Source organism: Arthrobacter sp. UYP6, from assembly GCF_040547315.1.
Taxonomy (GTDB): domain Bacteria; phylum Actinomycetota; class Actinomycetes; order Actinomycetales; family Micrococcaceae; genus Arthrobacter_B.
Genome location: NZ_JBEPPM010000003.1, coordinates 30,886 through 55,291 on the forward strand (window position 1 = coordinate 30,886; position 24,406 = coordinate 55,291).

The 24,406-nt window shown below is 64.6% G+C and carries 21 protein-coding genes; 13 read left to right on the plus strand and 8 right to left on the minus strand.

Annotated elements, in window-relative coordinates:
* Position 1 precedes the first annotated feature (1 nt).
* Both pgsA and pdxS read left to right on the plus strand, forming a co-directional pair.
* Positions 2 to 604, plus strand: coding sequence for a phosphatidylinositol phosphate synthase (gene pgsA / locus ABIB35_RS03220; protein ID WP_354178860.1), 603 nt, complete (start codon positions 2 to 4; stop codon positions 602 to 604).
* Positions 605 to 755: 151 nt separating this feature from the next.
* Positions 756 to 1,697, plus strand: a complete 942-nt coding sequence (gene pdxS / locus ABIB35_RS03225) for a pyridoxal 5'-phosphate synthase lyase subunit PdxS (protein WP_354179200.1) — start codon at positions 756 to 758, stop codon at positions 1,695 to 1,697.
* Positions 1,698 to 1,764: 67 nt separating this feature from the next.
* Here the strand turns inward: pdxS and ABIB35_RS03230 are convergent, their stop codons facing one another.
* Together ABIB35_RS03230 and ABIB35_RS03235 are read right to left on the minus strand one after the other, a co-directional pair.
* Entirely contained in the window at positions 1,765 to 2,547 is a 783-nt protein-coding gene (locus ABIB35_RS03230) for a GNAT family N-acetyltransferase (RefSeq protein WP_354178862.1), read from the minus strand.
* 6 nt (positions 2,548 to 2,553) lie between these two features.
* Positions 2,554 to 4,572, minus strand: coding sequence for a M3 family metallopeptidase (locus ABIB35_RS03235; RefSeq protein ID WP_354178864.1), 2,019 nt, complete (start codon positions 4,570 to 4,572; stop codon positions 2,554 to 2,556).
* Between the two features lie 408 nt (positions 4,573 to 4,980).
* On the opposite strand from ABIB35_RS03235, the gene ABIB35_RS03240 reads away from it, so the two are divergent.
* Positions 4,981 to 5,997, plus strand: a complete 1,017-nt coding sequence (locus ABIB35_RS03240; RefSeq protein WP_354178866.1) for a CapA family protein — start codon at positions 4,981 to 4,983, stop codon at positions 5,995 to 5,997.
* 118 nt (positions 5,998 to 6,115) lie between these two features.
* Here ABIB35_RS03240 and ABIB35_RS03245 read toward each other — a convergent pair whose 3' ends face one another.
* The 3 genes from ABIB35_RS03245 to ABIB35_RS03255 form a co-directional block, all read right to left on the minus strand.
* Positions 6,116 to 6,997 (minus strand): FUSC family protein, encoded by an 882-nt coding sequence (locus ABIB35_RS03245; protein WP_354179201.1) that lies wholly within the window; start codon positions 6,995 to 6,997, stop codon positions 6,116 to 6,118.
* 371 nt (positions 6,998 to 7,368) lie between these two features.
* Positions 7,369 to 8,139 (minus strand): type 1 glutamine amidotransferase, encoded by a 771-nt coding sequence (locus ABIB35_RS03250; RefSeq protein ID WP_354178868.1) that lies wholly within the window; start codon positions 8,137 to 8,139, stop codon positions 7,369 to 7,371.
* Complete coding sequence (locus tag ABIB35_RS03255; RefSeq protein ID WP_354178870.1) at positions 8,136 to 9,407, minus strand: DUF1727 domain-containing protein; 1,272 nt, start codon at positions 9,405 to 9,407, stop codon at positions 8,136 to 8,138. The genes ABIB35_RS03250 and ABIB35_RS03255 overlap by 4 nt, the downstream gene beginning before the upstream one ends.
* Before the next feature lie 84 nt (positions 9,408 to 9,491).
* Between ABIB35_RS03255 and pdxT the strand changes: the two genes are divergently transcribed.
* From pdxT to ABIB35_RS03300, 9 genes are all read left to right on the plus strand, one after another.
* Positions 9,492 to 10,175, plus strand: a complete 684-nt coding sequence (pdxT, locus tag ABIB35_RS03260; RefSeq protein WP_354178872.1) for a pyridoxal 5'-phosphate synthase glutaminase subunit PdxT — start codon at positions 9,492 to 9,494, stop codon at positions 10,173 to 10,175.
* Complete coding sequence (locus tag ABIB35_RS03265) at positions 10,176 to 10,931, plus strand: YebC/PmpR family DNA-binding transcriptional regulator (RefSeq protein WP_354178873.1); 756 nt, start codon at positions 10,176 to 10,178, stop codon at positions 10,929 to 10,931.
* 7 nt (positions 10,932 to 10,938) lie between these two features.
* Positions 10,939 to 11,544 carry a crossover junction endodeoxyribonuclease RuvC gene (gene ruvC, locus ABIB35_RS03270; RefSeq protein ID WP_354178875.1) on the plus strand — a complete coding sequence of 202 codons (606 nt, stop codon included), beginning with the start codon at positions 10,939 to 10,941 and terminating at the stop codon, positions 11,542 to 11,544.
* Positions 11,545 to 11,629: 85 nt separating this feature from the next.
* Positions 11,630 to 12,259: a Holliday junction branch migration protein RuvA gene (gene ruvA, locus ABIB35_RS03275; RefSeq protein ID WP_354178877.1), complete on the plus strand. Its 630-nt coding sequence runs from the start codon at positions 11,630 to 11,632 to the stop codon at positions 12,257 to 12,259.
* 25 nt (positions 12,260 to 12,284) lie between these two features.
* Positions 12,285 to 13,352 (plus strand): Holliday junction branch migration DNA helicase RuvB, encoded by a 1,068-nt coding sequence (gene ruvB / locus ABIB35_RS03280; RefSeq protein ID WP_354179203.1) that lies wholly within the window; start codon positions 12,285 to 12,287, stop codon positions 13,350 to 13,352.
* A gap of 287 nt (positions 13,353 to 13,639) precedes the next feature.
* Complete coding sequence (gene yajC / locus ABIB35_RS03285; protein ID WP_354178878.1) at positions 13,640 to 14,137, plus strand: preprotein translocase subunit YajC; 498 nt, start codon at positions 13,640 to 13,642, stop codon at positions 14,135 to 14,137.
* Between the two features lie 92 nt (positions 14,138 to 14,229).
* On the plus strand, positions 14,230 to 15,951 hold the full coding sequence (gene secD, locus ABIB35_RS03290) for a protein translocase subunit SecD (RefSeq protein WP_354178880.1): 1,722 nt from the start codon (positions 14,230 to 14,232) through the stop codon (positions 15,949 to 15,951).
* Entirely contained in the window at positions 15,948 to 16,988 is a 1,041-nt protein-coding gene (gene secF, locus ABIB35_RS03295; protein ID WP_354178881.1) for a protein translocase subunit SecF, read from the plus strand. Before secD ends, secF begins: the two co-directional genes overlap by 4 nt.
* 654 nt (positions 16,989 to 17,642) lie before the next feature.
* Positions 17,643 to 19,814: a RelA/SpoT family protein gene (locus ABIB35_RS03300; RefSeq protein ID WP_354179204.1), complete on the plus strand. Its 2,172-nt coding sequence runs from the start codon at positions 17,643 to 17,645 to the stop codon at positions 19,812 to 19,814.
* Here ABIB35_RS03300 and ABIB35_RS03305 read toward each other — a convergent pair.
* The 3 genes from ABIB35_RS03305 to ABIB35_RS03315 all read right to left on the minus strand — a co-directional run bounded on the left by ABIB35_RS03305 (position 19,781) and on the right by ABIB35_RS03315 (position 22,832).
* Entirely contained in the window at positions 19,781 to 20,428 is a 648-nt protein-coding gene (locus tag ABIB35_RS03305) for a hypothetical protein (RefSeq protein ID WP_354178882.1), read from the minus strand. The genes ABIB35_RS03300 and ABIB35_RS03305 overlap by 34 nt on opposite strands.
* Positions 20,429 to 20,514: 86 nt before the next feature.
* Positions 20,515 to 21,963 (minus strand): DUF349 domain-containing protein, encoded by a 1,449-nt coding sequence (locus tag ABIB35_RS03310; RefSeq protein WP_354178884.1) that lies wholly within the window; start codon positions 21,961 to 21,963, stop codon positions 20,515 to 20,517.
* Positions 21,964 to 22,016: 53 nt separating this feature from the next.
* Complete coding sequence (locus tag ABIB35_RS03315) at positions 22,017 to 22,832, minus strand: peptidylprolyl isomerase (RefSeq protein WP_354178885.1); 816 nt, start codon at positions 22,830 to 22,832, stop codon at positions 22,017 to 22,019.
* A gap of 189 nt (positions 22,833 to 23,021) precedes the next feature.
* On the opposite strand from ABIB35_RS03315, the gene hisS reads away from it, so the two are divergent.
* Positions 23,022 to 24,368, plus strand: a complete 1,347-nt coding sequence (hisS, locus tag ABIB35_RS03320) for a histidine--tRNA ligase (RefSeq protein ID WP_354178887.1) — start codon at positions 23,022 to 23,024, stop codon at positions 24,366 to 24,368.
* The last annotated feature ends 38 nt before the right edge of the window (positions 24,369 to 24,406 follow it).

A 24,406-nucleotide genomic window follows, 5' to 3' on the forward strand; every position in this document is an offset into this window, starting at 1 on the left:
AGTGCTGAACAAATATGCAAGAGGCTTTTTCACCAGCGTCTTTACGCCGCTGGCGACCTGGCTGCTGAAGCGTGGCGTCTCGCCGGATGCCGTGACCATCCTGGGCACCCTGGGCGTTATGGTGGGCGGACTGGTCTTCTATCCGCTGGGACAGCTGTTCTGGGGGACGCTGTTCATTACGGTCTTCATCTTTTCCGATGTCATTGACGGCATCATGGCCCGCCAGCAGGAACGCACCGGAAAATGGGGCGGATTCCTTGACTCCACCCTGGACCGTTTTGCCGATGGCGCACTGTTTGCCGGCGTAAGCATCTGGTTCTTCACTGGCGGGAACAACGATGCGGTTGGTGTAGCTGCCATCATTGCCCTGGTGCTGGGCATGCTGGTTTCCTACATCAGAGCAAAGGCCGAGTCCCTGGGATTCACCGCCAATGTGGGCATCGCCGAGCGCGCCGAGCGCCTGGTCTCCGTGCTGGTAGCCACTGGCTTGGTGGGATTGGGGATCAGCGAGGTGCTGCTGCTCGTGGTCCTGCTGGCCCTCTGCGCGGCCAGCTGCGTCACCATCTGGCAGCGGATGCTCGCCGTCCGTCGGCAGGCTATCTGAGCGCGTAGGAGGCCCCGGCCCCGAAGGAAATTTCCCGCCGCCCGTCATCGGAAGCAATCCGATGGCGGGCGGTCTGCTAAACAGGCTCCGAACATCTAGGCTGGGAATAGCAGCGTTCGCTGCCATGACTTCCCTCGAAGGTGAGAGCTCCATGAATAACCCAGAGTCCGCGCACGTACCCGGACAGGTTTCCACGTCCGGTTCCCTGTCTCCGGTCACCGGCAGTAGCCGGGTCAAGCGAGGCATTGCCGAGATGCTCAAGGGCGGTGTGATCATGGACGTGGTCACCGCCGAGCAGGCGCGCATTGCCGAAGACGCCGGCGCCGTGGCCGTTATGGCGCTTGAGCGCGTGCCAGCAGACATCCGTGCACAGGGCGGAGTCTCTCGGATGAGCGACCCGGACATGATTGACAGCATCATTGACACCGTTTCCATTCCGGTCATGGCCAAGGCCCGGATCGGCCATTTTGTGGAGGCCCAGATCCTGCAGTCCCTGGGTGTGGACTACATCGATGAATCCGAGGTCCTGACCCCGGCCGACTATGCCAACCACATCGACAAGTGGAAATTCACTGTTCCTTTTGTCTGCGGTGCCACCAACCTAGGCGAGGCGCTGCGCCGCATCAATGAGGGTGCGGCCATGATCCGGTCCAAGGGCGAGGCCGGCACGGGTGATGTTTCCAACGCCACCATGCATATGCGGGCCATCCGTTCCGAGGTGGCCCGGTTGTCCTCGCTGCCGGAGGACGAGCTGTACGTTGCCGCCAAGGAGCTGCAGGCGCCCTATGAGCTCGTCAAGGAGGTGGCTGCGGCCGGCAAACTCCCGGTGGTGCTGTTCACCGCCGGCGGGATCGCCACGCCGGCGGATGCCGCCATGATGATGCAGCTGGGTGCCGACGGCGTGTTTGTGGGATCGGGCATCTTCAAGTCCGGCAACCCGGCGCAGCGTGCGGCAGCCATCGTGAAGGCCACCACCTTCTTCGACGACGCCGATGAAGTTGCCAAGGCATCGCGTGGTTTGGGCGAGGCCATGGTGGGTATCAACGTGGATGAAATTCCGCAGCCGCACCGGCTGGCCGAACGCGGCTGGTAGCTCCTCAGACCGGCCGTGCGGAGCCGGCTGAGGGCTAAAGAGCTCTCAGCCGGCCCGGCCGGGCACTTCAGCGCAGGTCCAGGTTCAGGTACTGCCCGCGGCCAATCAGTTCAAACCCCCGGGCCGCGCAGAACTCAGCGCCTGCGGGAGCAGCATTGATGGCCAGCCGGTTAGCGCCCGCGGAGGCAGCGACGGCGGCCGCCCGGCTCAGCAGCTCCGTTCCGTAGCCTTTGCGGCGGCTGGAGGGACCAACCGCGAGCCCAAAGATGCCGGCCAGAGAACCCTTTGACGGCTTCCGGGCCGGCGGCGCCGGGATGCCCGGCAGGCCGGTGATCGGATCCGCTGCTCCCTCCTGCCGATCTGCCGCTGCGGGAACATAGACCCACGCCCGACCGGTCAGTTTGTCCTCATCCCTGGTGGTCAGGTGCCAAGCGGTGCGCGGATGGGAGCGCGCGGCGGCGAGTTCGTCGGCGTCGGGCCCGTGTATTTCCGCGGGATCGGGGTCAGCGGCCGCCGATCCTGCGTCGTACTGCTGCGGCACACCCGCCGGAGCGCTCATCCACAGCGGCTGCGGTCCGCGGCGAAAACCAAACGCTTCCAGGGGTGCGTAGCTTGCCGCACTGTTCATCCACACAGACACGCTCTGGGCGCCGAGCCGCATGCCCTCGGCCAGTCCGGGCCGGATGCCGGCAGGTGAAATCCGCTGCGGATACAGCAGCACCAGCTGCCGCCGCGCCGGCATCCATGCCCACTCCGACTCATGCGTGGAGAAGGTGCGGCCGCCGGTAACGCCGGCCAGGTTCCTCAGCCAGTCCTGATGAAGGTCCTGGCAGGCGGCTATGGTGACCATGGCGGATCAGTCCAGTCCGCGGCGGTGCAGCAGCGGTTCAAGGGCGGCCTCGCGGCCCCGGAAGTTGCGGAAAGCCTGCAGCGGATCGATGCTGTTGCCACGGGCGAGCAGCTCGCGCCGGAACCGGTCCCCGTTCTCCCGCGTCAGGTCGCCGTTTTCCTGAAACCACTGAACCGTGTCTGCGTCCAGGACTTCACTCCAGATGTACGCGTAGTAGGCGGCCGCGTAGCCGCCGGCGAAAATGTGCTTGAAGTAACCGGACCGGTAACGCGGGGGTACCAGGTCCAGCGCAACACCGGCACGCTCCAACGCCTCTGCCTCAAAGGCTTCGGGATCCTGCACTGTTTCTCCGGGAGCCAGCTCGTGCCAGGCAAGGTCCAGCAGGGTGGCTCCGAGGTATTCCGTGGTCCCGAATCCCTCGCCCCAGGTGGAGGCTGCTTCGATCTTGTCGATGGCGTCCTGGGGGAGCGGCTCCCCGGTGACGTGGTGTTTCGCGAAGTTTGCAACCACCTCGGGCCACAGCATCCACATCTCGTTGACCTGGGAGGGGTACTCCACAAAGTCGCGGGGAACGGCGGTGCCGGAGAACTGCGGGTAGGTCACGTCGGAGAACAGGCCGTGCAGGGCGTGGCCGAATTCGTGGAACGCCGTCACCACCTCGCCGAAGGACAGCAGGGTTGGTTCCCCGGCGGGCGGTTTGGTGATGTTCAGGTTGTTGATGACCACGGAGGAGGTTCCCAGCAGTGCGGACTGGTGCACCAGTGCGTTCATCCACGCCCCGCCGGCCTTGGTATCGCGGGTGTAATAATCGCCCAGGAACAGTCCCAGCCCTGAGCCGTCCTCATTCTTCACTTCCCAGACCCGGACTTCCGGATGGTAGCCGACCAGGTCGGGGCGCTCGGTGAAGGTCAGCCCGAACAGCCGGTTGGCCGCGTAGAAAACACCGTCCGCCAGGACCCGTTCCAGCTCGAAGTAAGGCCGCAGCGCGGCAAGGTCTACGCTGAACTTCTCACGGCGCACCTGCTCGGAATAGTAGGACCAGTCCCAGGCCTGCAGATCCTCGACGCCGTCCTGCGCGGCCGCTTCGCGCAGTAGCTCGGCCTCGGCCTGCGCGTTGCGCACCGCCGGCGGCGCGAGCTTCCCGAGCATCGAGTGGATGGCCTCCAGTGACGGGGCCGTCTGGTTATCGGTGGCGAACTCCGCATGGTTGGCGAAGCCCAGCAGGGCAGCCCGTTCAGCGCGCAGCGCGGCCAATTCGGCTGCGAGGCCCAGCGTCTTCTCTTCGTTGTCCCGGAAGCCGCGGTTCAGTGAGGCCGCCAGGAGGCGGCGTCGGGTCTCCCTGTTGGTCAGCGAGGAGAGCACGGGCTGCGAGGTGGGAAGGATCAGCGATAGGAGGTACCCCTCCTTGCCTGCCGCGGATGCAGCAGCCGCCGCGGACGCAACGTCGTCATCGGAAAGGCCGTCCAGTTCCGCCGCGTCCCTCACCAGCAGCGCCGATTCGTTGGTGTCTTTGAGCAGCTTCTGGGAGTATTCGGTGCCCAGCACGGACAGGCGCGAGTTCAGCTCGCGCATCCGGAACTGGCCGGCGTCGTCGAGACGGGCACCGGCCCGGATGAAGCTGCGGCGGTACTCGGACACCAGGCGGGTGGATTCCTCGTCCAGCCCTTCAACGGACACTGCGTCGACCCGCTCAAAGAGGGCCTTGTTGAGATAGATGCTGTCTTCGTGGGCGGCCAGCTGCGGGCCGACTTCCTGCTGGATGGCCTGAATCTGGTCGGTTGCATCAGCTGCTGTGAAGGTGAAGAACACAGAGGCAGCGCGTTGGAGCATCTGACCCGCCAGCTCCATTGCGGCAATGGTGTTCTCGAAGTCCGGTGCCTCGGTATTCGCGAGGATGGCGTCGATTTCCGCGAGGTGTTCCTCGAACCCGGCCTTGAAAGCGGGCAGGAAATCATCCGGGGTGATCTGCTCAAACGGAGGGAGCTGGTAGGGCAGGGTGCTGGTGCTTCCGAAAGGGTTGCTCATAAGCGTCAAGACTCGCACACCCCTACTGAGGCGAACAACAGAAACGCCGTCGTACGCTGGGCGGGGCTGCCCGGAGCGGCTTTTGGACGAATGTGTCAGGGCGGGAGCATTATGCGTAAACGCAGGGTCCGATTTCTGTTCGGGACCGGGACGGGGGGCAGTACGGCTTCGAGGTGCAGGACAGTTGCTGCTGTGCTGCTGCTGGCCGCGGCGGTCGGGTGTTCGCCGGCAGCTCCTTCTACGGACACGGAGGCATCGCCGTCGGGCTCCGTTTCGGGCGCAGGGCCGGAGTCAGCGTTCGCATCAGCGTCAGCGTCCGGCAGCGGCCAGGCTGTTTCGGAGCCGTCTTTAGCTCCCGCCCCTACGCCGGGACTGGGGCAGGGGTGTGCAGCGGTGCGGTGTTTTTCGATGATGGTCGCCGGTGACCTCCTGGTGCATCCGCAGCTCTGGACCCAGGCCGGTGCCGATGCTGCCGCCTCCGGCAGGATGCCGCTGGATTTCGGGCCGCTGCTGGAGGGCAAGAAGGCCTACCTGGATCAGGCGGACCTGGGCATCTGCCACATGGAAACCCCCGTGGCCGAAGCGGACGGACCCTACACCGGCTATCCGCTGTTCAACGTTCCTCCACAGATCCTCAGCGCAGCCAAGGACGTGGGCTACGATGCCTGCACCACAGCCAGCAACCACACCGTGGACGACGGAACCGCCGGCCTCAACCGGACCCTGGGCGTCCTGGATGCCCTGGACCTGCAGCACACCGGCTCCTACGCTACGGAGGCGGACGCAGCGAAGCCGATGATCCTCTCCACCCCGGCCGCGAAGGTATCGGTCATCGAAGCCACTTACGGTTTGAACGGGATGACCGCCGACTTCGACTGGCAGGTGGACCTGTTGGATCCGGCCGTGATGATCGCCAAGGCGAAGGCGGCGCGGGCCGCCGGCGCCGACGTCGTGGTGGGTGCAATCCACGCCGGGGAGGAATACGCCTCCGTGCCCAACTCCCAGCAGGTGGAGGCAGCGCATGCTCTGGCGGACAGTGGGGAGTTCGATTTCATCTACGGCCATCACAGCCACTCCGTGCTGCCGATCGAAAACTACAACGGAACCTGGATTGCCTACGGCCTGGGCAACGCCGTCACCGAGCTGTCCCCCTGGTATGACGTGAACAATGAGGGTCTGATCCTGCGCGCCCAGTTTGGCCAGGACGACGACGGCGCGTGGGGCGTCACGGATCTGGCCTGGGCTCCGTCCGTCATTGTCCGGGACCCCTACCGCTGGTGCTCCGTTGCCGCAGATCTGCCCCAGGGCTCCTGCGCCCCGCCGGAGCAGCAGGCCGCAGTGCGGGAACGGACCATTCCCGTGGTCGAGTCCATGGGCGCTGCGGACGCCGGTGCGCACGAATGGCTGGTAAGCGCCGAAAGGTAGTCGTGCGCAACTATGAGGACTTCGCCCAGGATCTGCGGAGCGTGCTGACTAACAACGGCGATATCACGGTCACCGGCGCGGGGTGGGGAAACATGGGATGCTCTTCTCCTGAGGACAACTACTGTTGTAGTAGGGCCTCGCGCCGTGATTCCCAGCGCCGAAGCAGCAAGGCGACCAAAACTGCCGCGACGATTCCAATCACCGTGAAAATGACCCGCTCAATGGTCAGCTCGAATCCCCGCTCAACATCGCCAAGGGACGCGAAGATCAACAGCATCGGTGTCAAGGCCAGCGCTTGCATGAGGTATGCCCCGCCCATGGAATACCAGACCAGGAAGAACAGGCACAGGACAGCCACTACGACTGCGCCCCAGACGGGTAGGAACAACACGGCCAGCAAGGCGATAACGGCCCCCAAAAAGGTGCCGATGAGGCGTCCGTTGAGGGTCTCTTGCCGCTGATTGGCTAATGGCCGCAGCGCCATCAGGACGGTCACCGCGACCCAGTACCCATGGGGGATGTTGTTGGCCAAGGCCCAGTACATGATCGCGGCACACAACAGACCCACCGCGATGCCGTGCTCCCACGCGGTGCGTTTTTCAACGGGAAGTGTTGGGGCCTGGAACTTGAGCAGGCGGGTGATGAGGGCCCCGGCCAACCCTCCGGCAAGGATCCACAGCACTGCGGACCACCAGGGGAGGTTGATGGGGCCGGGGCCAAAAAGGATCACCATGACCGGAGTCAGTGAGAGCAGTCCGGCGGAGCGCTGGTTGGTGGCAGCAAAGAGGATCGCAGAGACGAACATGAGTGCGGCGATGGCCCAGGGTGTTGAACCCGCCAAGGACGCCAACCCGCCAAGTGCGGCACCCACTATCACCAGTAGCGCTGCTTGGCGCGGCTTGCTGACGGGAGTGACCGCCATCCCCAGGCCCATGGCCAGTCCGAAGCCCATACTGGCCGAGGCCCCTCCGAGCACGCTCACTATGACGGACGGAATCATGATTGCCACCAAGAGCTTGAGTGTTGTTGGTAAGGTCCCTGGTTGGGGACGGCTAAAGATCATCATGGTGTCATTGCCTTTACAGGGGTTGGCGGGAAGCAGGAGCGCCCACTCTCAGCGAACGGAAGGCTGAAAAGATCAGCCTAGAAACCTACGATACCGTCGCGAATTAACCCCACCCCCATGATGGGGCATCATTATCCCCATAGCAGGAATCGCCGCGCAGATCCCTGGCGTCTGCTACACCGCACGAGAGGTTGTCTGGGCTGTTGGCCCCGCCTTTCCGCACTGTCGCACGTGGTCTGGCCACGCTGCCCGGCGCTTGGAACCGCGGTCCTCCGGCGTAGTTTCGGCCAGCCTAAATCGGCGAGCTAGCGCGGCCGCTGCGAGGCGTGCTGCCGGGCCAGCTCGGAGAGCTTCGCCAGCTCCGCCAGGTCCCGGGCGGACTCCGGACGCGGTTCAAAGCTGCCAAACTTGCGCATCACGGCCTGCTGCAGCAGGAAGTCGGCAATGGCCGGGTTCTTGGGCAGCAGGGATCCGTGCAGGTAGCTGGCCACCACGTTGCGGTAGCGGGCTCCCTCCCAGTTGTCCTTGGTGTTGTTGCCTTCGCCCTTGCGGACCTCGGCCAGCGGTTTCACGCCCGAACCCAGGAAGGTCTGGCCGCTGTGGTTCTCGTAACCGTGGATTTCGCCGAATTCCTCGCTGACCGAAAGCACGTTGCCGATCAGCCGTTCGGTGCCCCCGTGGGTTTCCAGGTCCAAGAGTCCGATGCCCGGAATAACGGTGCCGGTGTGGGTCTTGAAGAACCGGCCGAACAGCTGGTACAGCCCGCAGATGGCGAGCATCGGCAGATCGTCTTCGGCCATGGCGCACAAGGTGGGAGCGATGCCCTGCAGGTCCTCCTGGATCACCACCTGCCCGCTGTCCTGTCCGCCGCCGCCCACCAGCAGATCCACATCCGCCGGGAACTCGTCGCCCACGTTGTACTCCAGGACGTTGGCCGTGTAGCCGTACCATTTCAGGCGCTGCTTCAGGACCAGGACGTTGCCCCAGTCCCCGTAGATATTCATTTCCCGCGGATACAGCTGCAGGATGTTGATGCTCCGGTCTTCACCGTACGCGGGGTTCAGTGACTCACTCATGAGACCACCTCTACTGTTGTGATCTTGGAAAGTTCGCGCCGCACGGCCAGCATGGCCGTGTAGGTGCAGAAGATGCGCATGGGGGAGGACCCGGCGGAAGCGATGAACTTCTTCAGCGCATCAGTGATGTCCGGGTCGATGTCCGCCACAGGGACGTCGTCGTACTTCAGGCGCAGCGCCATGTCGTAGGCGCGCACGCCGGTGACCATGTCCACGCCGTTTTCAGCCAGCGTCTCGAAGTCCACGTCCCAGAGCCAGGACATGTCCCGCCCGTCGGCGTAGTTGTCGTTGATCGCGATCATGGTCGAGTAGCCGTGCGCGGCAAAGGACTTCAGGCCCAGCCGGAAACCACTGGGATTCTTCACGAGCACCAGTTCCAGCGGTTGCCCGTTGACCACCAGCGACTCGCCGCGGCCAAAGGCGGGTTCCACGTTGGAGAGGGCGGTGAACAGGGCCTCGGAATTGGCCTGCGGTCCGGCAACCACGCGGGCCAGCGCCAGCGCGGCGGCGGCGTTGAAGATGTTGTAGACCCCGCGCAGCTTCAGCCCGGTTCTCACCACGGTATTGTCCACGCGGAAGTCGGCGTCGGTTTCAGCCACGCGTTCCAGCACGACGTCGGCGGGCAGCACAGCTGCGGCGGCCTCGGCCGAGGAGCCGCGCATCTCGTCGTCGTTCGGGAAGGTGCTGCGCAGGGACTCATGAAGGCCGAAATAGCGCACCTGGCGCTGGTCCAGGGAGTCGGCGATGGACGCGACGCGGGGATCCTCGCGGTTCAGCACCACGGTGCCGGTGGTGGCCTGGGCGATGGCCTCCAGCAGCCGGGTGGTCTTGTCGATTTCACCGAAACGGTCCAGCTGGTCACGGAGCACATTCAGCAGCAGCGAATAGCGCGGGGCGATCAGCTTCACGAAGTGCACCGCATGTGCTTCGTCCAGTTCCAGGACGGCGACGTCGGCATCCAGGCGTCCGCGCCAGTCCACCTCGCCGAGCAGGGCGGCGGCCACACCGCGGGTGAAATTGCTGCCCGTGCGGTTGGTGAAAACCTTCAGGCCCTGGCTTTCGAGGAGCTCCACCACCATCTTGGTGGTGGTGGTTTTGCCGTTGGTGCCGGAGACCACGGCCACTCCGAGCGGCAGGTCGGCCAGCGTGCGGCGGATGAAATCGGGATCGATTTTCTCCACCACCAGGCCGGGCAGAGCGGAGCCGCCGCCGCGCAGTTTGGAGGCACTGCGGACCAGCTTGCCTGTCAGGACGGAGAAAGAACTCATGGTTTATGAATATATCGCAAGCAGCCCCGCGGGCCTTCTTCTTAGTTGCCCGCCGGGGGAGGCGGGCAACCGTAGACTGGCCCGATGATAAAAGACCCGATGCCCAGAGTGGGCGTGCTGGCGCTGCAGGGCGGCGTCCGTGAACATGCGGCAGCGCTGGCTGCAGCGGGGGCCACTGCGGTTCCGGTCCGGCGCCCGGCGGAACTGGACGGCCTGGACGGCTTGGTGCTGCCGGGCGGCGAGTCCACCACCATTGATAAATTGATGCGGGCCTTTGGCGTTTACGCCCCGCTGCAGGAACGGATCCGGAACGGGTTCCCGGTGTACGGGTCCTGCGCCGGAATGATCCTGCTGGCGGACCGGATTTCGGATCCTGCGCGAAACGGGTCCGGCGAACCTCAGCAAACTCTGGGCGGGCTGGATATTGATGTGCGCCGCAACGCGTTTGGCCGCCAGCGGGAGTCGTTTGAAACCATGCTGGACGTGAAGGGCCTGGAGAATCTTCCCTCCAGCGAAAATTCCCGAATGGCAGCCCCCGTCCACGCGGTATTTATTCGTGCACCGTGGGTGGAAAAGACCGGTAATTCCGTCGACGTACTGGCCCGGGTTCCGCCGCAGGGGAACAGCCATGCGCCTGCTGAGGATTTCGTCGCTAGAATTGTGGCAGTGCGTTCTGGAAACCTGCTGGCCACCTCGTACCATCCGGAGGTAACGGGGGAGAGCCGGATCCACGAACTTTTTATCCAGATGATCAGAGGAGAAGCGTAGATGTCGGGCCACTCTAAATGGGCAACCACTAAGCACAAGAAGGCCGTCATTGACGCCAAGCGTGCAAAGTCGTTCGCCAAGCTGATCAAGAACATCGAAGTTGCGGCCCGCGCCGGCGGAGCCGACATGGCCGGTAACCCCGGCCTGGAACTGGCCGTCGCCAAGGCCAAAAAGACCTCTGTGCCCATCGACAACATCAATCGCGCCGTCAAGCGCGGTGCCGGTCTCCTGGGCGAGGCCGTTGACTACCAGACCATCATGTACGAGGGCTACGGCCCCCAGGGCACCGCCCTGCTGATCGAGTGCCTCACGGACAACAAGAACCGTGCGGCTTCCGAGGTGCGCCTGGCAGTGACCCGGAACGGCGGCAACATGGGAGACCCCGGGTCGGTGGCGTACATGTTCACCCGCAAGGGCGTGATCACCCTGCCCAAGAAGGAACTCACCGAGGATGACCTGCTGATGGCCGTGCTGGACGCCGGGGCTGATGAGGTCAAGGAATCCGGCGAGAACTTCGAGATCATTTCCGAAGCCGCGGACCTGCGTGCCGTCGTCTCCGCCCTTGAGGAAGCCGGTATCGAGTACGACACCGATGAAGCGGAATTCCTTCCCTCCATGCATGTGGAACTGGATGCCGACAATGCCCGCAAGTTCCTGAAGCTCGTGGACGCCGTGGAGGACCTGGACGACGTCCAGAATGTGTACTCCAATGCGGACATCCCCGCCGAGGTCTTTGCCCAGCTCGAAGACGACTGAGTAGTCGGTGAGCCTGCGCGTCCTGGGTGTTGACCCGGGCCTGACCCGCTGCGGGCTGGGAGTGGTCGACGTCGAGCGCAACCGCCGCGCCACCCTGGTGGCCGTGGGCGTGGTCGGCACTGAGGCGGGTACCGCATTGGACGCGCGGCTGCTGGTGATTGCCGAGGCAATCGATCTGTGGCTTGATCAGCACAAACCCGATGTCCTGGCCGTGGAGCGGGTCTTCAGCCAGCTCAACGTCAGCACGGTCATGGGCACCGCGCAGGCTTCCGGCGTGGTCATTGCGGCGGCGGCCCGGCGCGGCATTCCGGTGGCCCTGCACACGCCCACCGAAGTCAAGGCAGCGGTCACGGGCTCCGGTTCAGCAAACAAGGACGCCGTGGGCAAAATGGTCACGAAAATCCTGCGGCTGGACGAAATGCCCAAGCCCGCCGACTCCGCCGACGCCCTGGCACTGGCCATCACCCACGCCTGGCGCCGGGGCGTGGCCGGTCCGGGGCAGACGACGGCGGGATCAGCGTCCGGAGCGCGGGCCGCGGTCCGCCCACCCAGCAACGGACTGACACCGGCCCAGCGGCTCTGGGCCGAGGCTGAAGCCCGGGCCCGGCGCTGAGTGCAGCGCGCCGGAACCGTGGATCAGGGCCGGCGCACAGTAAGGTATTCGTAGATATGTTCTACACAGCCTCTGGAGTTTTGTCATGATCGCATCCCTGCGCGGGACTGTAACGCACGTTGGCCTGCACTCGGTGGTGCTGGATGTTAACGGCATGGGCATGCTGATCCAGGCCACGCCGCAGACACTGAGCTCACTGCATGTGGGCCGCGAAGCCCTGGTGCAGACGGCCATGATCGTCCGCGAGGACTCCATGACCCTGTTCGGGTTCACGGATGGGGATCAGCGGGAAGTGTTCGAAACACTCCTGAGTGTCAGCGGTGTGGGCCCGCGCATCGCGCTGGCCGTCCTGGCCGTTCACACCCCAGAGGCAATCCGGGTGGCAGCGTCCTCCGGGGATGACAAGGCTTTCAGCAAGGTCTCCGGCATAGGGCCCAAGGGTGCCCGCCGGATTGTGCTGGAACTGGCGGACAAGCTGGTGCCGCTGGGCACAGCCGACAGCCCGGCGGCAGCACGCTGGCAGGATCAGGTCCTGGCCGCCATGACCGGCCTGGGCTGGTCGGAAAAGGACGCCAACGCAGCCATTGACGCCGCCGTCGCCGAAGCTCCGGACATTGCCGCCGGCGGAAACGTTGGCGAAATCCTGAAACTGACGCTCCGCCGCCTGGGGACCGACGGCGCCCGTGCCCGCGCGCCCCGGCAGCAGGTGAGCTGACGTGTCCGTCCTTCCCGGCGACGGGCTGGTTGCCCCCACCGGCGACCCGGATGACAAGGCGATTGAGGCAGCGCTGAGGCCCAAGAACCTGGATGACTTTGTGGGCCAAAAGCGGGTCCGTGAGCAGCTCTCCCTGGTGCTGGAGGCGTCCCGCCTGCGGGGCCGCAGTGCTGACCATGTGCTGCTCTCCGGTCCGCCCGGCCTGGGCAAGACCACCCTGTCCATGATTATTGCCGCGGAGATGAACGCGCCGCTGCGTATTTCCTCCGGCCCCGCTATCCAGCACGCCGGAGACCTGGCCGCCATCCTTTCCTCGCTCACGGAGGGCGAGGTGTTGTTCCTCGATGAGATCCACCGCATGTCCCGGCCCGCCGAGGAAATGCTCTACATGGCCATGGAAGATTTCCGTGTAGACATCATTGTGGGCAAGGGTGCCGGCGCCACGGCCATTCCGCTGGACCTGCCGCCCTTCACCCTGGTGGGTGCCACCACACGGGCCGGCCTGCTGCCGGGGCCGCTGCGGGACCGCTTCGGGTTCACCGGGCATCTGGAGTTTTATTCCACCAATGAACTGGAACTGGTGCTGCGCCGCTCGGCCATGCTGATGGACATGAAGGTCAACTCCGCCGGCTTCGCCGAGGTGGCCGGCCGCTCCCGGGGCACACCGCGCATCGCCAACCGGCTGTTGCGCCGGGTGCGTGACTGGGCGCTGGTGCACGGCGTGGACCAGATTGACGCACGCACCGCCGGCGCAGCCCTGGATATGTATGAAGTGGACGCCCGCGGACTGGACCGGCTGGACCGGTCAGTGCTCCGGGCGCTGATCACCAAGTTCAACGGGGGACCGGTGGGCCTGTCCACCCTGGCCATCGCCGTGGGCGAAGAGCCGGAAACCGTGGAAACTGTTGCCGAACCCTATCTGGTGCGCGAAGGACTCCTGGGCCGGACACCGCGCGGCCGGGTTGCCACCCGTGCGGCCTGGGAACACCTCGGGCTGCAGATGCCCGAAAACGTTGCGGCCAACCTGCCGGAGAACATGTTCTCCGGACCCGGAACCAATACGTCCGCGGAAGACGGCTCCGCGTCCCTTTAATTCGGGGTGCCCGGGCTGGCATCAGCACAACCGTGCTCCTGAACACAGCTGGTTGAGGATACCGGCCGTTGGAGGGAAAATGCAGTAGAGGGAGAAACTTTTCTGCCGTTGCGGACGTTTTACCTTTAGACTGGTCATTTGCCGCACCAGACCCTTGTGTTCTGGGGCACAAAGACTCAAGCGCCTCAAAAGTGAAGCGCAAGACGCTGCGGACAGCACCGGCCCTGACGGGTTGCCTGCCCCGCAATATCTGCACACCATCTCCACAACAGAAACGGAACCACTCTGTGTTCTTAAACGTCATGGCCCAAAACACCGCCGACCAGAGCGCCGGAGGTTTCAGCTTCAGCAGCCTGCTGCTGCCCATCCTGCTGGCACTGTTCATCTTCATGATGTTCCGCAAGCAGAAGAAGACGCAGAAGACGGTTCAGGAGCAGCGGACCCAGATGGTTCCCGGCACCGAGGTTATGACCCAGTTCGGTCTGTTTGGAACCATCCTCTCGATTAACTCCGAGGAAAACAAAGCGGTCCTGGAGCTTTCGCCGGGCAACACCGCCACTGTTCACCTGCAGGCGCTGACCAAGGTTGTCACCCCTGAGCCCGCCGTCGCGGAAGAAGCCCCCGTGGTTCCCGATGACGCTTCTTCGCTGACTGCCGCTAATCCGGCCGACGACACCGCCCGCGCTGCGGATCCGGTTCGCCGCGATGAGTCCGCCGTGCGTGCCGACGAGTCTCCCGAGGAAACGCTTGAACGCCTGAACCGCGAAAACAATAAAGAGAACTAGACTCTCCACGGGCCTGCGGGGGGAGACTCTCCGCGGGCCCATCCGGGGTCAACCTTGCCTCCGGTGTCTCACCCCTAGAAGGACTATCCTCTATGCCTCGTACCGGCCCCGGCTCGGCCGCTAAAAAGACGCTCCTCTGGTTGGGCGTCATTTTTGCTGCTCTGGCCCTTTTACTCGGCGGCGGTTCCATGTGGAGCAACGCCAGCTGGACCCCCAAACTTGCCCTTGACCTCGAGGGCGGAACCGAAATGATCCTGGCACCCAAGGTGCAGGGCGGTTCCGAGATCACCCAGGAACAGCTGGACCAGGCCGTGGAGATTATCCGCCAGCGTGTGGACGGCAGCGGTGTTTCCGAAGCGGAGATCACCACGCAGTCCGGCCGCAACGTTGTAGTGTCACTGCCCGGAGTTCCCTCGGCCGAAACCCGTGAGCTGATCCAGGCATCGGCCCAGATGGAGTTCCGTCCGGTTCTTGCCATCGCAGCCGGCGGGCCTGTTGAAACGCCGCTTCCCGAGGAGCAGCTTCCGAAGCCTGCTGCCGAACCGGCCAACGCCTCGGACGACAACTGGATCACCCCCGAGTTGTACCGCGAATTTGAGAGCACCAACTGCATGGACCCGGCCACGCTGGAAGCATCCACGGAAGTGGCCCCGGCCGACGCCCCGTTGATCACCTGCGAACCGGGCACCGGCGCCAAGTACATCCTCGGTCCTGTGGAAGTTCCCGGCTCAGACATTGCCGATGCCACCTTTGGCCTTTCCACCAGCAGCCAGGGCGCCTCGATCAATGAGTGGGGCGTGAACATCGAGTTCAACGGTGAAGGCACCGAGATCTTCAAGGGCGTGACCGAGCGCCTCTTTGCCTTCCAGCAGGGGGACCCGCACAACCAGTTCGCCATTGTGCTGGACGGCCAGGTCATTTCAGCGCCCACGGTGCAGGGCGTCATCACCGACGGGAAGCCCCGCATCACCGGCAACTTCACGCAGGAGTCAGCAAAGGCGCTCTCCGAACAGCTGAAGTACGGTGCACTGCCGATCAGCTTTGACATCCAGAGCGAGCAGCAGGTCTCGGCCACGCTCGGCGCCGACCAGCTCAAGATGGGTCTGATTGCAGGGCTCATCGGTCTGGCACTGGTGGCGGTCTACTCACTGTTCCAGTACCGCGCCCTGGGTTTCGTCACCATCATTTCGCTGGTGGTGGCCGGCCTCCTGACCTACCTCGCGATCTGCCTGCTCGGCTGGTCGCAGAACTATCGGCTCTCACTGGCCGGCGTGGCCGGCCTGATTGTGGCCATTGGCCAGACGGCCGACTCCTTCATCGTGTACTTCGAGCGAATACGTGATGAACTGCGCGACGGGCGCGGGCTGGTTTCCGCCGTGGACAACGGCTGGAAGCGTGCCAAGCGCACCGTGCTGGCCTCCAAGGCAGTGAACATCCTGGCCGCCGTCGTGCTCTACTTCGTAGCCGTGGGCAACGTGCGCGGGTTCGCCTTCACTCTGGGCCTGACCGCGGTTGCCGACCTCATTGTGGTGTTCCTGTTTACGCATCCCACCATGGTGCTGCTGGCCCGCACCAAGTTCTTCGGCGAGGGCCACAAGTGGTCCGGCCTGGACACCACCCGCCTCGGCGCCGTACCGCTGTACCGCGGCGCAGGGCGCATCCGCGAACCCGGGGCAGCCCCGGTGCGCTCCAAGAACAAGGCCGCCTCCAAGGAAGCGGAGCGCCGGATGACCATCGCCGAGCGCCGGCTGGCCGAAAAGCAGGATTCAATGGCCGGATCCGGCCCCAGCACAAAGAAGGAGGGCCAGGAATGAGCAAGCTCCCTCGCTTTGCCACTTTCGGCAATGAGCTTTACACCGGCAAGCGTTCCTACCCGTTTGTGCCCAAGGCCAAGCTCTGGTTCCTGATTGCCGCAGCCGCCGTCCTCATTTCCATCCTGATTCCGGTGGCTAAGGGCGGTTTCAACCTGGGCATCGATTTCCGCGGCGGATCAGAATTCACCGTCTCCGGCGCCGCCAACAGCGATGTCAGCACGGGTGAAGAGGCCGTCGGTGATGTTGCCAGCGAAGCCCGCATCATCAACATTGCCCCCGGTACCATGCGGGTGCAGACCGAACAGCTCAGCGATGACCAGACGCTGGAGGTCAAGGCCAACCTGGCCCAGGCCTACGGCGTCAGCGAGGACCAGGTCACGTCCACGTTCATCGGACCGCGCTGGGGTGAGGACGTCAGCCGGCAGGCCCTGATTGGCCTGGTGGTCTTCGTGGCGCTGGCTGCAGTGCTGATGGCCCTGTACTTCCGGACCTGGAAGATGTCCGTAGCTGCCATCACCGCCCTGCTGGTGGTCATGGTGACCACGGCGGGACTGTACTCGCTCAGCGGATTCGAAGTGACGCCGTCGGCCATTATTGGTTTCCTGACGGTCCTGAGCTATTCCCTGTATGACACGGTGGTGGTCTTTGACAAGGTGCGGGAAAACACCAAAAATCTGGACAAGAGCACCAAGCGCACGTTCATGGAACAGGTGAATCTGGCCGTAAACCAGACCCTGGTCCGGTCCATCAACACGTCGGTGGTGGCCGTGCTCCCCGTGGCATCCGTGTTGTTCATCGGTGCTTTCCTGCTGGGTGCGGGCACGTTGAAGGACCTGTCGCTGGCGCTGTTCATCGGCATTATCCTGGGCACAGTGGCTACCGTGTTTATTGCCGCTCCGATGTACGCCGTGCTGCGCCGCAACGAGCCGGATATTGTTCGTCAGGCCAAGCGCGTCAAGGACCGCCGGGCGCAGGAGGCCAAGGAAGCTGAAGCTGCATCAGCTCACGGCGCAACGGCCGTGTCTGCCGGGAGCTAAAAGCGGCCGGTCAGGCTAAGGAAGACCTCCGGGCGGAGTTCACACATGAGACCCGTCCGGAGGTCTTCTGCATACCGCGGCACTGCCGAAAAGACGCGGTTTAGGCGATGACATGCACAGGCATAGACTTGTTTCCAGAACCAGCCCGCTGAGGGACTGCCGTGACGCGGGGGAATGGCAGCGCTTAGGGTGGAAAAGGTCAATAACGTCACAGAGAGGGCAGTAGTGGGCGAGAGCGCGACACCGGCCGACAAGGCCGGCGCAGAGAGGGCTTCGGGAACACCTGTGAAGGCAGATCCCGCAGCTCCGGTTCCCGCTGCCCCCCGGCTGGCCCCGGCACAGCCCGCCCCCTCGGCGCGGGAAACCAAGCCCGCCCAGGCGGCGAAGGCAGCGGCAACCACGTCAGCGCCGGCCAAGCCTGCCCCCTCGGAAAAGGCGGCGAGTACGGAAAAGCCGGCGCGCTCGGAAAAGCCGGTGCCGTCGGGAAAGCCGGCGCGTACGTCCAAACCCGCCCCGGCCTCGGAAGCAAAGGCGCCCTCCGCTCCGGGAACCGCGCTCACCCCGGCTCCGGCCAGGCCCGTACCCGGACGCAGGACCTCCGCCAGGGCACGGCTGGCACGGCTTGCCGGCCGCGGCAACACCGGTTATTCACCCATGCTGGAGCCGCTGCTGCGCACGGTTCGGGTGAACAACCCCAAAGAGGACCTGGACCTGATCCAGCGGGCTTATCTGGTGGCCGAACGCAGCCACGAGGGCCAGAAACGCAAGAGCGGTGACCCCTACATCACCCACCCGGTGGCGGTGGCCACCATCCTTGCCGAGCTGGGCATGACCGGCACCACGCTGGCCGCTGCACTGCTGCATGACACCGTGGAGGACACCAGCTACACGCTGGAGGAGCTGCGCCGCGAATTCGGCTCGGAAGTGGCCATGTTGGTGGACGGCGTCACCAAGCTGGACAAGGTGACCTTCGGCGACGCTGCGCAGTCCGAAACCGTGCGCAAAATGGTGGTCGCCATGGCCAAGGACATCCGCGTCCTGGTCATCAAGCTCGCCGATAGGCTGCACAACGCGCGCACGTGGCGCTTCGTGTCGCAGGAATCCTCCGCCCGCAAGGCGCGCGAGACCCTGGAGATCTTTGCTCCGCTGGCCCACCGGCTGGGTATGAACACCATCAAGTGGGAGCTGGAGGATCTGTCCTTCGCAGCACTGCACCCCAAGGTGTACGACGAAATTGTGCGCATGGTCGGAGACCGCACTCCCGAACGGGAAAAGTACCTGTCCACGGTCCGCACCCAGATCGCAGATGACCTGCATGCGGTGAAGATCAAGGCCACCATCACCGGCCGGCCCAAGCACTACTACTCGATCTATCAGAAAATGATCGTCCGGGGCAAAGACTTCGACGACATCCATGACCTGATGGGCGTCCGTGTCCTGGTGGACTCCGTGCGTGACTGTTACGCGACCCTTGGTGCCCTGCACGCGCGGTGGAACCCGCTGCCCGGGCGGTTCAAGGACTACATCGCCATGCCGAAGTTCAACATGTACCAGTCACTGCACACCACGGTGATCGGTCCCGGCGGCAAGCCGGTGGAAATCCAGATCCGCACCCATGACATGCACCGCCGCGCCGAGTACGGCGTGGCCGCGCACTGGAAGTACAAGGACGGCTCCAAAACACCCGTCGGACCGGACAACAATGACATGGGCTGGCTGCGGTCGCTGGTCGACTGGCAGCAGGAAACCTCGGATCCGGATGAGTTCCTGGACTCGCTGCGCTTTGAGATCAACGCCCGCGAGGTGTTTGTCTTCACCCCCAAGGGCGAGGTCATGGCCCTGCCCGCCGGATCAACTCCGGTGGACTTCGCCTACGCCGTGCACACCGAGGTGGGACACCGCACCATTGGGGCCCGCGTCAACGGCAAACTGGTGCCGCTGAACAGCGAGCTGGAGCACGGCGACTGGGTGGAAATCTTCACGTCCAAGGCCGAAGGTGCCGGTCCGAGCCAGGACTGGCAGGGCTTCGTTAAGAGCCCCCGGGCCCGGAACAAGATCCGGCAGTGGTTCACCAAGGAACGCCGGGAAGAGGCGATCGACAAGGGTAAGGACCTGCTCACCCGGGCGATGCGCAAGCAGAACCTGCCGCTGCAGCGGCTGATGACCCATGACGCGCTGCTGACCGTGGCCCAGGAACTGCACCACCAGGACATTTCGGCTTTGTATGCGGCGGTGGGCGACGGGCACACCTCCGCCCAGAATGTCATTGAACATCTGGTCTCGCTGATGGGCGGGCATCAGGGTGCCGAAGAGGACCTGGCGGAAACCCCGGTGTCGACGGCGGCCCGCCGGCCCAAGTTCTCCGACTCCGGCGTGACAGTGCGCGGAGTGGGGGATGTATGGGTCAAACTGGCCCGGTGCTGCACTCCGGTGCCCCCGGATCCCATCATTGGATTTGTGACCCGTGGTTCGGGCGTGTCGGTGCACCGCAGCGACTGCCGCAACGTCTCCGAACTGCGGGATCAGCCGGACCGGATTGTGCCCGTGGACTGGGCGCCCACGCAGTCCTCGGTTTTCCTTGTGGAGATCCAGGTGGAAGCGCTGGACCGCAAGAGCCTGCTCTCCGACGTCACCCGGGTTCTGTCCGAGAACCACGTGAACATCCTCTCGGCCAGCGTGAACACCTCCAGCGACCGGGTGGCCATGTCCAAGTTTGTCTTTGAGATGGGCGATCCGAAGTATCTGGACCACATCCTGAGCGCCGTCCGGAAGATCGACGGCGTGTTTGACGTCTACCGGACCACCGGCTCCCAGCGGCGCGTCTGATCCGCCTGCCGGGCCGCGAGGTCCAGCCGGTGCAGGGCAGCTGCCTTCCCCGGGTATCCGGGGCCGGCCTGCACCGAGCGGCGAACGGCTTCGAGCGGGCAGCCCAGCACGGGATGCGCAGCGATCGCCAGCAGCGCCTGGACTGACTCCTCCTGGGGATCGTGACGGGCCAGGTCAAGGGCGGTGCGCAGGGGAGTGGTGACCATCATCCCGGCAATGTCCATGCACTCCCCGGGCTCCAGTCGGACCTCATGCAGGACTGCGGGGCTAAAGGGCGCCAGGGCGCTGGTCCGCCGGTGATGGTCCACCAGCAGCTGTAGGCGCCGCGGCGGAGGCGCACAGCCGTACACCCAGGCAGCTGTGAGCCGACCCAGCATCACGCGGCTCCGGAGCCCTTCGGGCAGTACCTTCGCTGCAGCCAGTGCCCGGCATACCGGGTCCGGTTCGATATCCCAGCGCACGTACGTCTCCCCGTAAACCCAGCGCAGCAGGCCGTCAGTTTCCATTGCCTGCAGTTCGGGCCCGGAAAAGTCACCGCCTGCGCAAAAGAGTGCACCGCCGGTGGAGGTGAAGGCCGGCAACACACCGGGGTAGGGAAACAGTGTGGCCGGCATGGATCCACCTTTGCCGAGCCGGGGTTAAAACAAAAGGCCCGCCCTCCCGTTGTGGATAACGGGGAGGGCGGGCCAACGCAAAGAAGCTAGGAGAAGTCCTGCGCCGACTTCTGCAGCATGGCCAGCCACTGCTGGCGGGCTTCAAGGGCTTCACGGGCATCGGCGATCTTTTTCGCGTTGCCGTTCTTTTCAGCTGCGGCCAGATCTTCCTCCAGCGCGGCAATGGTGGCTTCGAGCTGGCTCAGGGCACTGTTGGTGCGTGCCTTGGTTTCCGGATTGCTCTTCTGCCAGTGCTCGTCCTCGGCTGCCTTGACGGCTTCCTCGATCTTGCGAATACCGGCTTCCATCCGGCCCATGTCCGCGCGCGGAACCTTGCCGGCCTCTTCCCAGCGGTCACGGATGGAGTTCAACGCCTTGCGGGCGGCCGTCAGGTCGCGGACCGGAAGGATACCCTGGGCTTCCTTCAGCAGCTCCTCCTTGACCGTGAGGTTGGCGGCAAACTCTTCGTCGATCACCTCGTTGGCGGCCTGGCGGGCGGCAAAGAAGGTGTCCTGGGCTGCACGGAAACGCGCCCAGAGAGCGTCGTCGTCCTTGCGGCTGGCACGCTTCGACGCTTTCCACTCATCCATCAGCTGGCGGTATTCCGCTGCCGTGTTGCCCCAGTCGGTGGACGTGGCCAGTTCCTCGGCACGGGCAATCAGTGCTTCCTTGGCCCGCTTGGCCGCCGTGTTTTCGCTGTCCAGCTGGGAGAAGTACGCCCGGCGGTGGCGGTCAAAAACAGTGCGGGCGGAACGGAACCGCTTCCACAGGCTATCTTCGTTGCTGCGGCCCAGACGGGGTCCGTTCTTCTGGGCCGTTTTCCAGGCTTCGAAGAGCTCATTCATCCGGTTGCTGCTGGTTTTCCACTGGATGGTGGCCGGATCCTTGGCGGCAATTTCCTCGGCTTCGGCCACAATGGCCTCACGGGCGGCCAGTTCGCGTGCCTTGACGGCTTCGGCTTCGGCCCGTTCTGCGGCTTCCGCTTCCTTGATGCTGCTGCGCAGCGCTTCGATCTGCGCGTCAAGGGCCAGAACGTCGCCCACCATCTTGCGCTCGGCCACCTGCTCACCGAGGTGCTTCAGGGTCTTCAGCATGTCCGTGGTGGGAGCCTTGGCCTGCACCCGTGCCTGAAGCAGTGCAAGCTGGCTGGCGACGTCGTCGTACTTGCGCACAAAGTACGCAAGGGCTTCGTCGCGGCTGGCGTCGGGGTACTGGCCTACCGGGAATTCCTCGCCGTTCACGAGCAGGAAAACATGGCCGTCCTCCTGAACGCGGGCAAAGCGGGCAGCTTCTTCCAGAGACGTGGAGTGCACCGGCGGGGCCGCAATGACCGGCTTGGGTGCGGTTGACGGGGTGGGGGTGCCTGCATCAGGTGCTGCAGTAGCGGGCCGCCGGGCGGCGAAAGCTGCCGGGCTGGGTGCTGCGGGCCGTTGGGTTTCGGAAGCCTCCGGGACTGGCCTGGAAGCTGTTTCGTCGGATTTCTGACTGTCTGTCACCGCTAAAAGTCTTTCACTCGAGGTTTGGCAGTGCGCGAAGCCCGCGCTGCCATTTACTTCAGGGTAAACGAGTCTATCGTCACCGGGGTTTTCGGAGTGCCGTCCTGAACTTCAGTGCCATTTTTCACAGCTCCCTGCTCGGCAACTGATTCCAGAACATCCAGCCCTGAGGTTAGCTTACCCATGATCGTGTATCCGCCCGTATCCTGCGGAATATTGGAGTCTTTGTACACAAGGAAGAACTGGGTCCCGTTGCTGTCGGTGCTGCCTCCGCGGGCCACCGCCACGGACCCCGCCGGATACACGCCGTCCGGGGGAGTGTTCTCCACGGGACCCCACTGGTAGGCCGGATCTGCGGCACCGTCACCGTTGAGGGAACCGCACTGCAGAACGCCCATGGTCTCCGCCGTGGTGAGCCGGTGGCAGGTTTTACCCGTGAAGAAACCGGACTCGGCAAGGGAGGTGAAGACGGCCACGGCCTGCGGGGCCGCATTTCCATCCAGCTCCACTCCCAGGTCTCCGGCGCTGGTGGCCAGGGTTCCGGAGAAGGTCCGGCCTTCCGCGATGGACTTGTCCGGGATGGCCCCGGCGGTGGCCGGCGCGCCGGGGGTCTCAGGATTGGCTGTGGGTTCGCCGGCCTTGGCCGCCGCAACCTGCTGTTCGATGAGCCGGGTCTGCTCCGGCGTCGGATTGGAAGAGAACCAGGCCGCCTGCAGGGCCAGGGCCAGGGCCAGCCCCAGGACTCCCGCCGCACCGGCAAAAAGATTGTCGCGTTTCCGGCGCTTGTCCTGGCTCTGCTGCAGGGCGCGCTTGGCCTGCATCCGGGCTATGCGCCGTCGGGTTTCGCGGTCTTGGCGGGGAGCTGCCACGGGTTCTCCTGATGATACGGACGGACATCGGCGGCCGGGCGGCGGCACCGGCCCCGGCAGTGGAAGGTCCTTCCGGTTCGCCATGGCGCGCGCGGACGACCTAAAATGAGTGCCGCACTTAGTTTAGGCATGCCGGCAGGCGAATTCCCTGCAGCAGATTGCCCATATCCCCAGAAGGAGCTCGCCCGCATGGCACGCAAGGCCTCACTGTCCGGTTTCCCCGAATGGCTGCCGCAGGAGCGCCTGGTTGAACTTCATGTACTGGATGTGCTGCGGCGCACCTTCGAACTGCACGGTTTCTCCAACATTGAAACGCGTGCGGTGGAAACCGTGGGGCAGCTGCTGCGCAAGGGCGAGATCGACAAGGAAGTTTACGCACTGAGCCGGCTGCAGGCTGAAGAAGGCGAGGCCTCCGGCAAAGTCGATCCGAACTCCCTTGCCCTGCACTTTGACCTCACCGTCCCCTTTGCCCGCTACGTGGTGGAAAACGCCGGCCACCTGGCGTTTCCGTTCCGCCGGTACCAGATCCAGAAAGTCTGGCGCGGCGAACGCCCGCAGGAGGGCCGTGCCCGCGAATTCACGCAGGCGGACATTGACGTAGTGGGCGACGGCGAGCTTCCATTCCGGTACGACGTGGAGCTGGCGCTGGTCATTGCCGAGGCGCTCGGCGCGCTGCCGATCCCGGATTTTCTGATCCGGGTCAATAACCGCAAGCTGGCCGAGGGATTCTACCGGGGGATCGGGCTTCAGGACACCGCGGGTGTGCTGCGCAGCATCGACAAGCTGGAGAAGATCGGTGCCGCGCGGGTGGCGCAGCTGCTGCAGGAAGAACTCGGCGCCACCGCCGAACAGGCGGACGCCGCCCTGAAGCTCGCCTCCATCCGCACCGAGGACGTCTCCTTCGTGGAGCAGGTCCGCGCCCTTGGCATTACCAATGAGCTGCTCGAAGAAGGCCTGGATGAGCTGTCCCAGGTCATCGCCGAAGCTGTCAAGCGTGCTCCGGGCCGCGTGGTGGCGGACCTGAGCATTGCCCGCGGCCTGGATTATTACACGGGCACCGTCTATGAGACCGTGCTGGTGGGCCACGAATCCCTGGGCTCGATCTGCTCCGGCGGCCGCTACGATTCGTTGGCGTCCAAGGGCAGTCGCAAGTTCCCCGGCGTCGGCCTGTCCATCGGTGTGACCCGTCTGGTCATGCGTATTCTGAGCCAGAACTTTGCCGAGGCGAACCGCAGCGTTCCCACCGCCGTTCTGGTGGCACTCGCCCACGATGACTCGTGGTCTGCGGCCCAGGACATCGCCGCGGATCTGCGCGGCCGCGGCATTCCGGTGGAAGTGGCTGCGAAGGCGGAGAAATTCGGCAAGCAGATCAAGTATGCGGACCGCCGCGGGATTCCCTTTGTCTGGTTCACCTCCGAGGACGGCACGCACGAGATCAAGGACATCCGCTCCGGCGAGCAGGTGCCCGCCGATCCGCAGACCTGGACGCCGCCGGCCGAGGACCTGTTTGTTCAGGTAACGCCCGCCCAGCCGTAAGTCAGGCCAGCCATGAAGCCAGCCCAGCCGTAAAGGTC

Bases quoted from the DNA above. Each gene is read 5' to 3' on its own strand.
- pdxT (WP_354178872.1), top strand. From the start codon at position 9,492: ATGATAAAAGACCCGATGCCCAGAGTGGGCGTGCTGGCGCTGCAGGGC.
- ABIB35_RS03245 (WP_354179201.1), bottom strand. From the start codon at position 6,997: ATGATTCCGTCCGTCATAGTGAGCGTGCTCGGAGGGGCCTCGGCCAGT.
- ABIB35_RS03255 (WP_354178870.1), bottom strand. From the start codon at position 9,407: ATGAGTTCTTTCTCCGTCCTGACAGGCAAGCTGGTCCGCAGTGCCTCC.
- ruvA (WP_354178877.1), top strand. From the start codon at position 11,630: ATGATCGCATCCCTGCGCGGGACTGTAACGCACGTTGGCCTGCACTCG.
- secD (WP_354178880.1), top strand. From the start codon at position 14,230: ATGCCTCGTACCGGCCCCGGCTCGGCCGCTAAAAAGACGCTCCTCTGG.
- ABIB35_RS03300 (WP_354179204.1), top strand. From the start codon at position 17,643: ATGCTGGAGCCGCTGCTGCGCACGGTTCGGGTGAACAACCCCAAAGAG.
- ABIB35_RS03230 (WP_354178862.1), bottom strand. From the start codon at position 2,547: ATGGTCACCATAGCCGCCTGCCAGGACCTTCATCAGGACTGGCTGAGG.
- secF (WP_354178881.1), top strand. From the start codon at position 15,948: ATGAGCAAGCTCCCTCGCTTTGCCACTTTCGGCAATGAGCTTTACACC.
- ABIB35_RS03305 (WP_354178882.1), bottom strand. From the start codon at position 20,428: ATGCCGGCCACACTGTTTCCCTACCCCGGTGTGTTGCCGGCCTTCACC.
- ABIB35_RS03240 (WP_354178866.1), top strand. From the start codon at position 4,981: ATGATGGTCGCCGGTGACCTCCTGGTGCATCCGCAGCTCTGGACCCAG.
- hisS (WP_354178887.1), top strand. From the start codon at position 23,022: ATGGCACGCAAGGCCTCACTGTCCGGTTTCCCCGAATGGCTGCCGCAG.
- pdxS (WP_354179200.1), top strand. From the start codon at position 756: ATGAATAACCCAGAGTCCGCGCACGTACCCGGACAGGTTTCCACGTCC.
- ABIB35_RS03250 (WP_354178868.1), bottom strand. From the start codon at position 8,139: ATGAGTGAGTCACTGAACCCCGCGTACGGTGAAGACCGGAGCATCAAC.
- ABIB35_RS03265 (WP_354178873.1), top strand. From the start codon at position 10,176: ATGTCGGGCCACTCTAAATGGGCAACCACTAAGCACAAGAAGGCCGTC.
- ABIB35_RS03235 (WP_354178864.1), bottom strand. From the start codon at position 4,572: ATGAGCAACCCTTTCGGAAGCACCAGCACCCTGCCCTACCAGCTCCCT.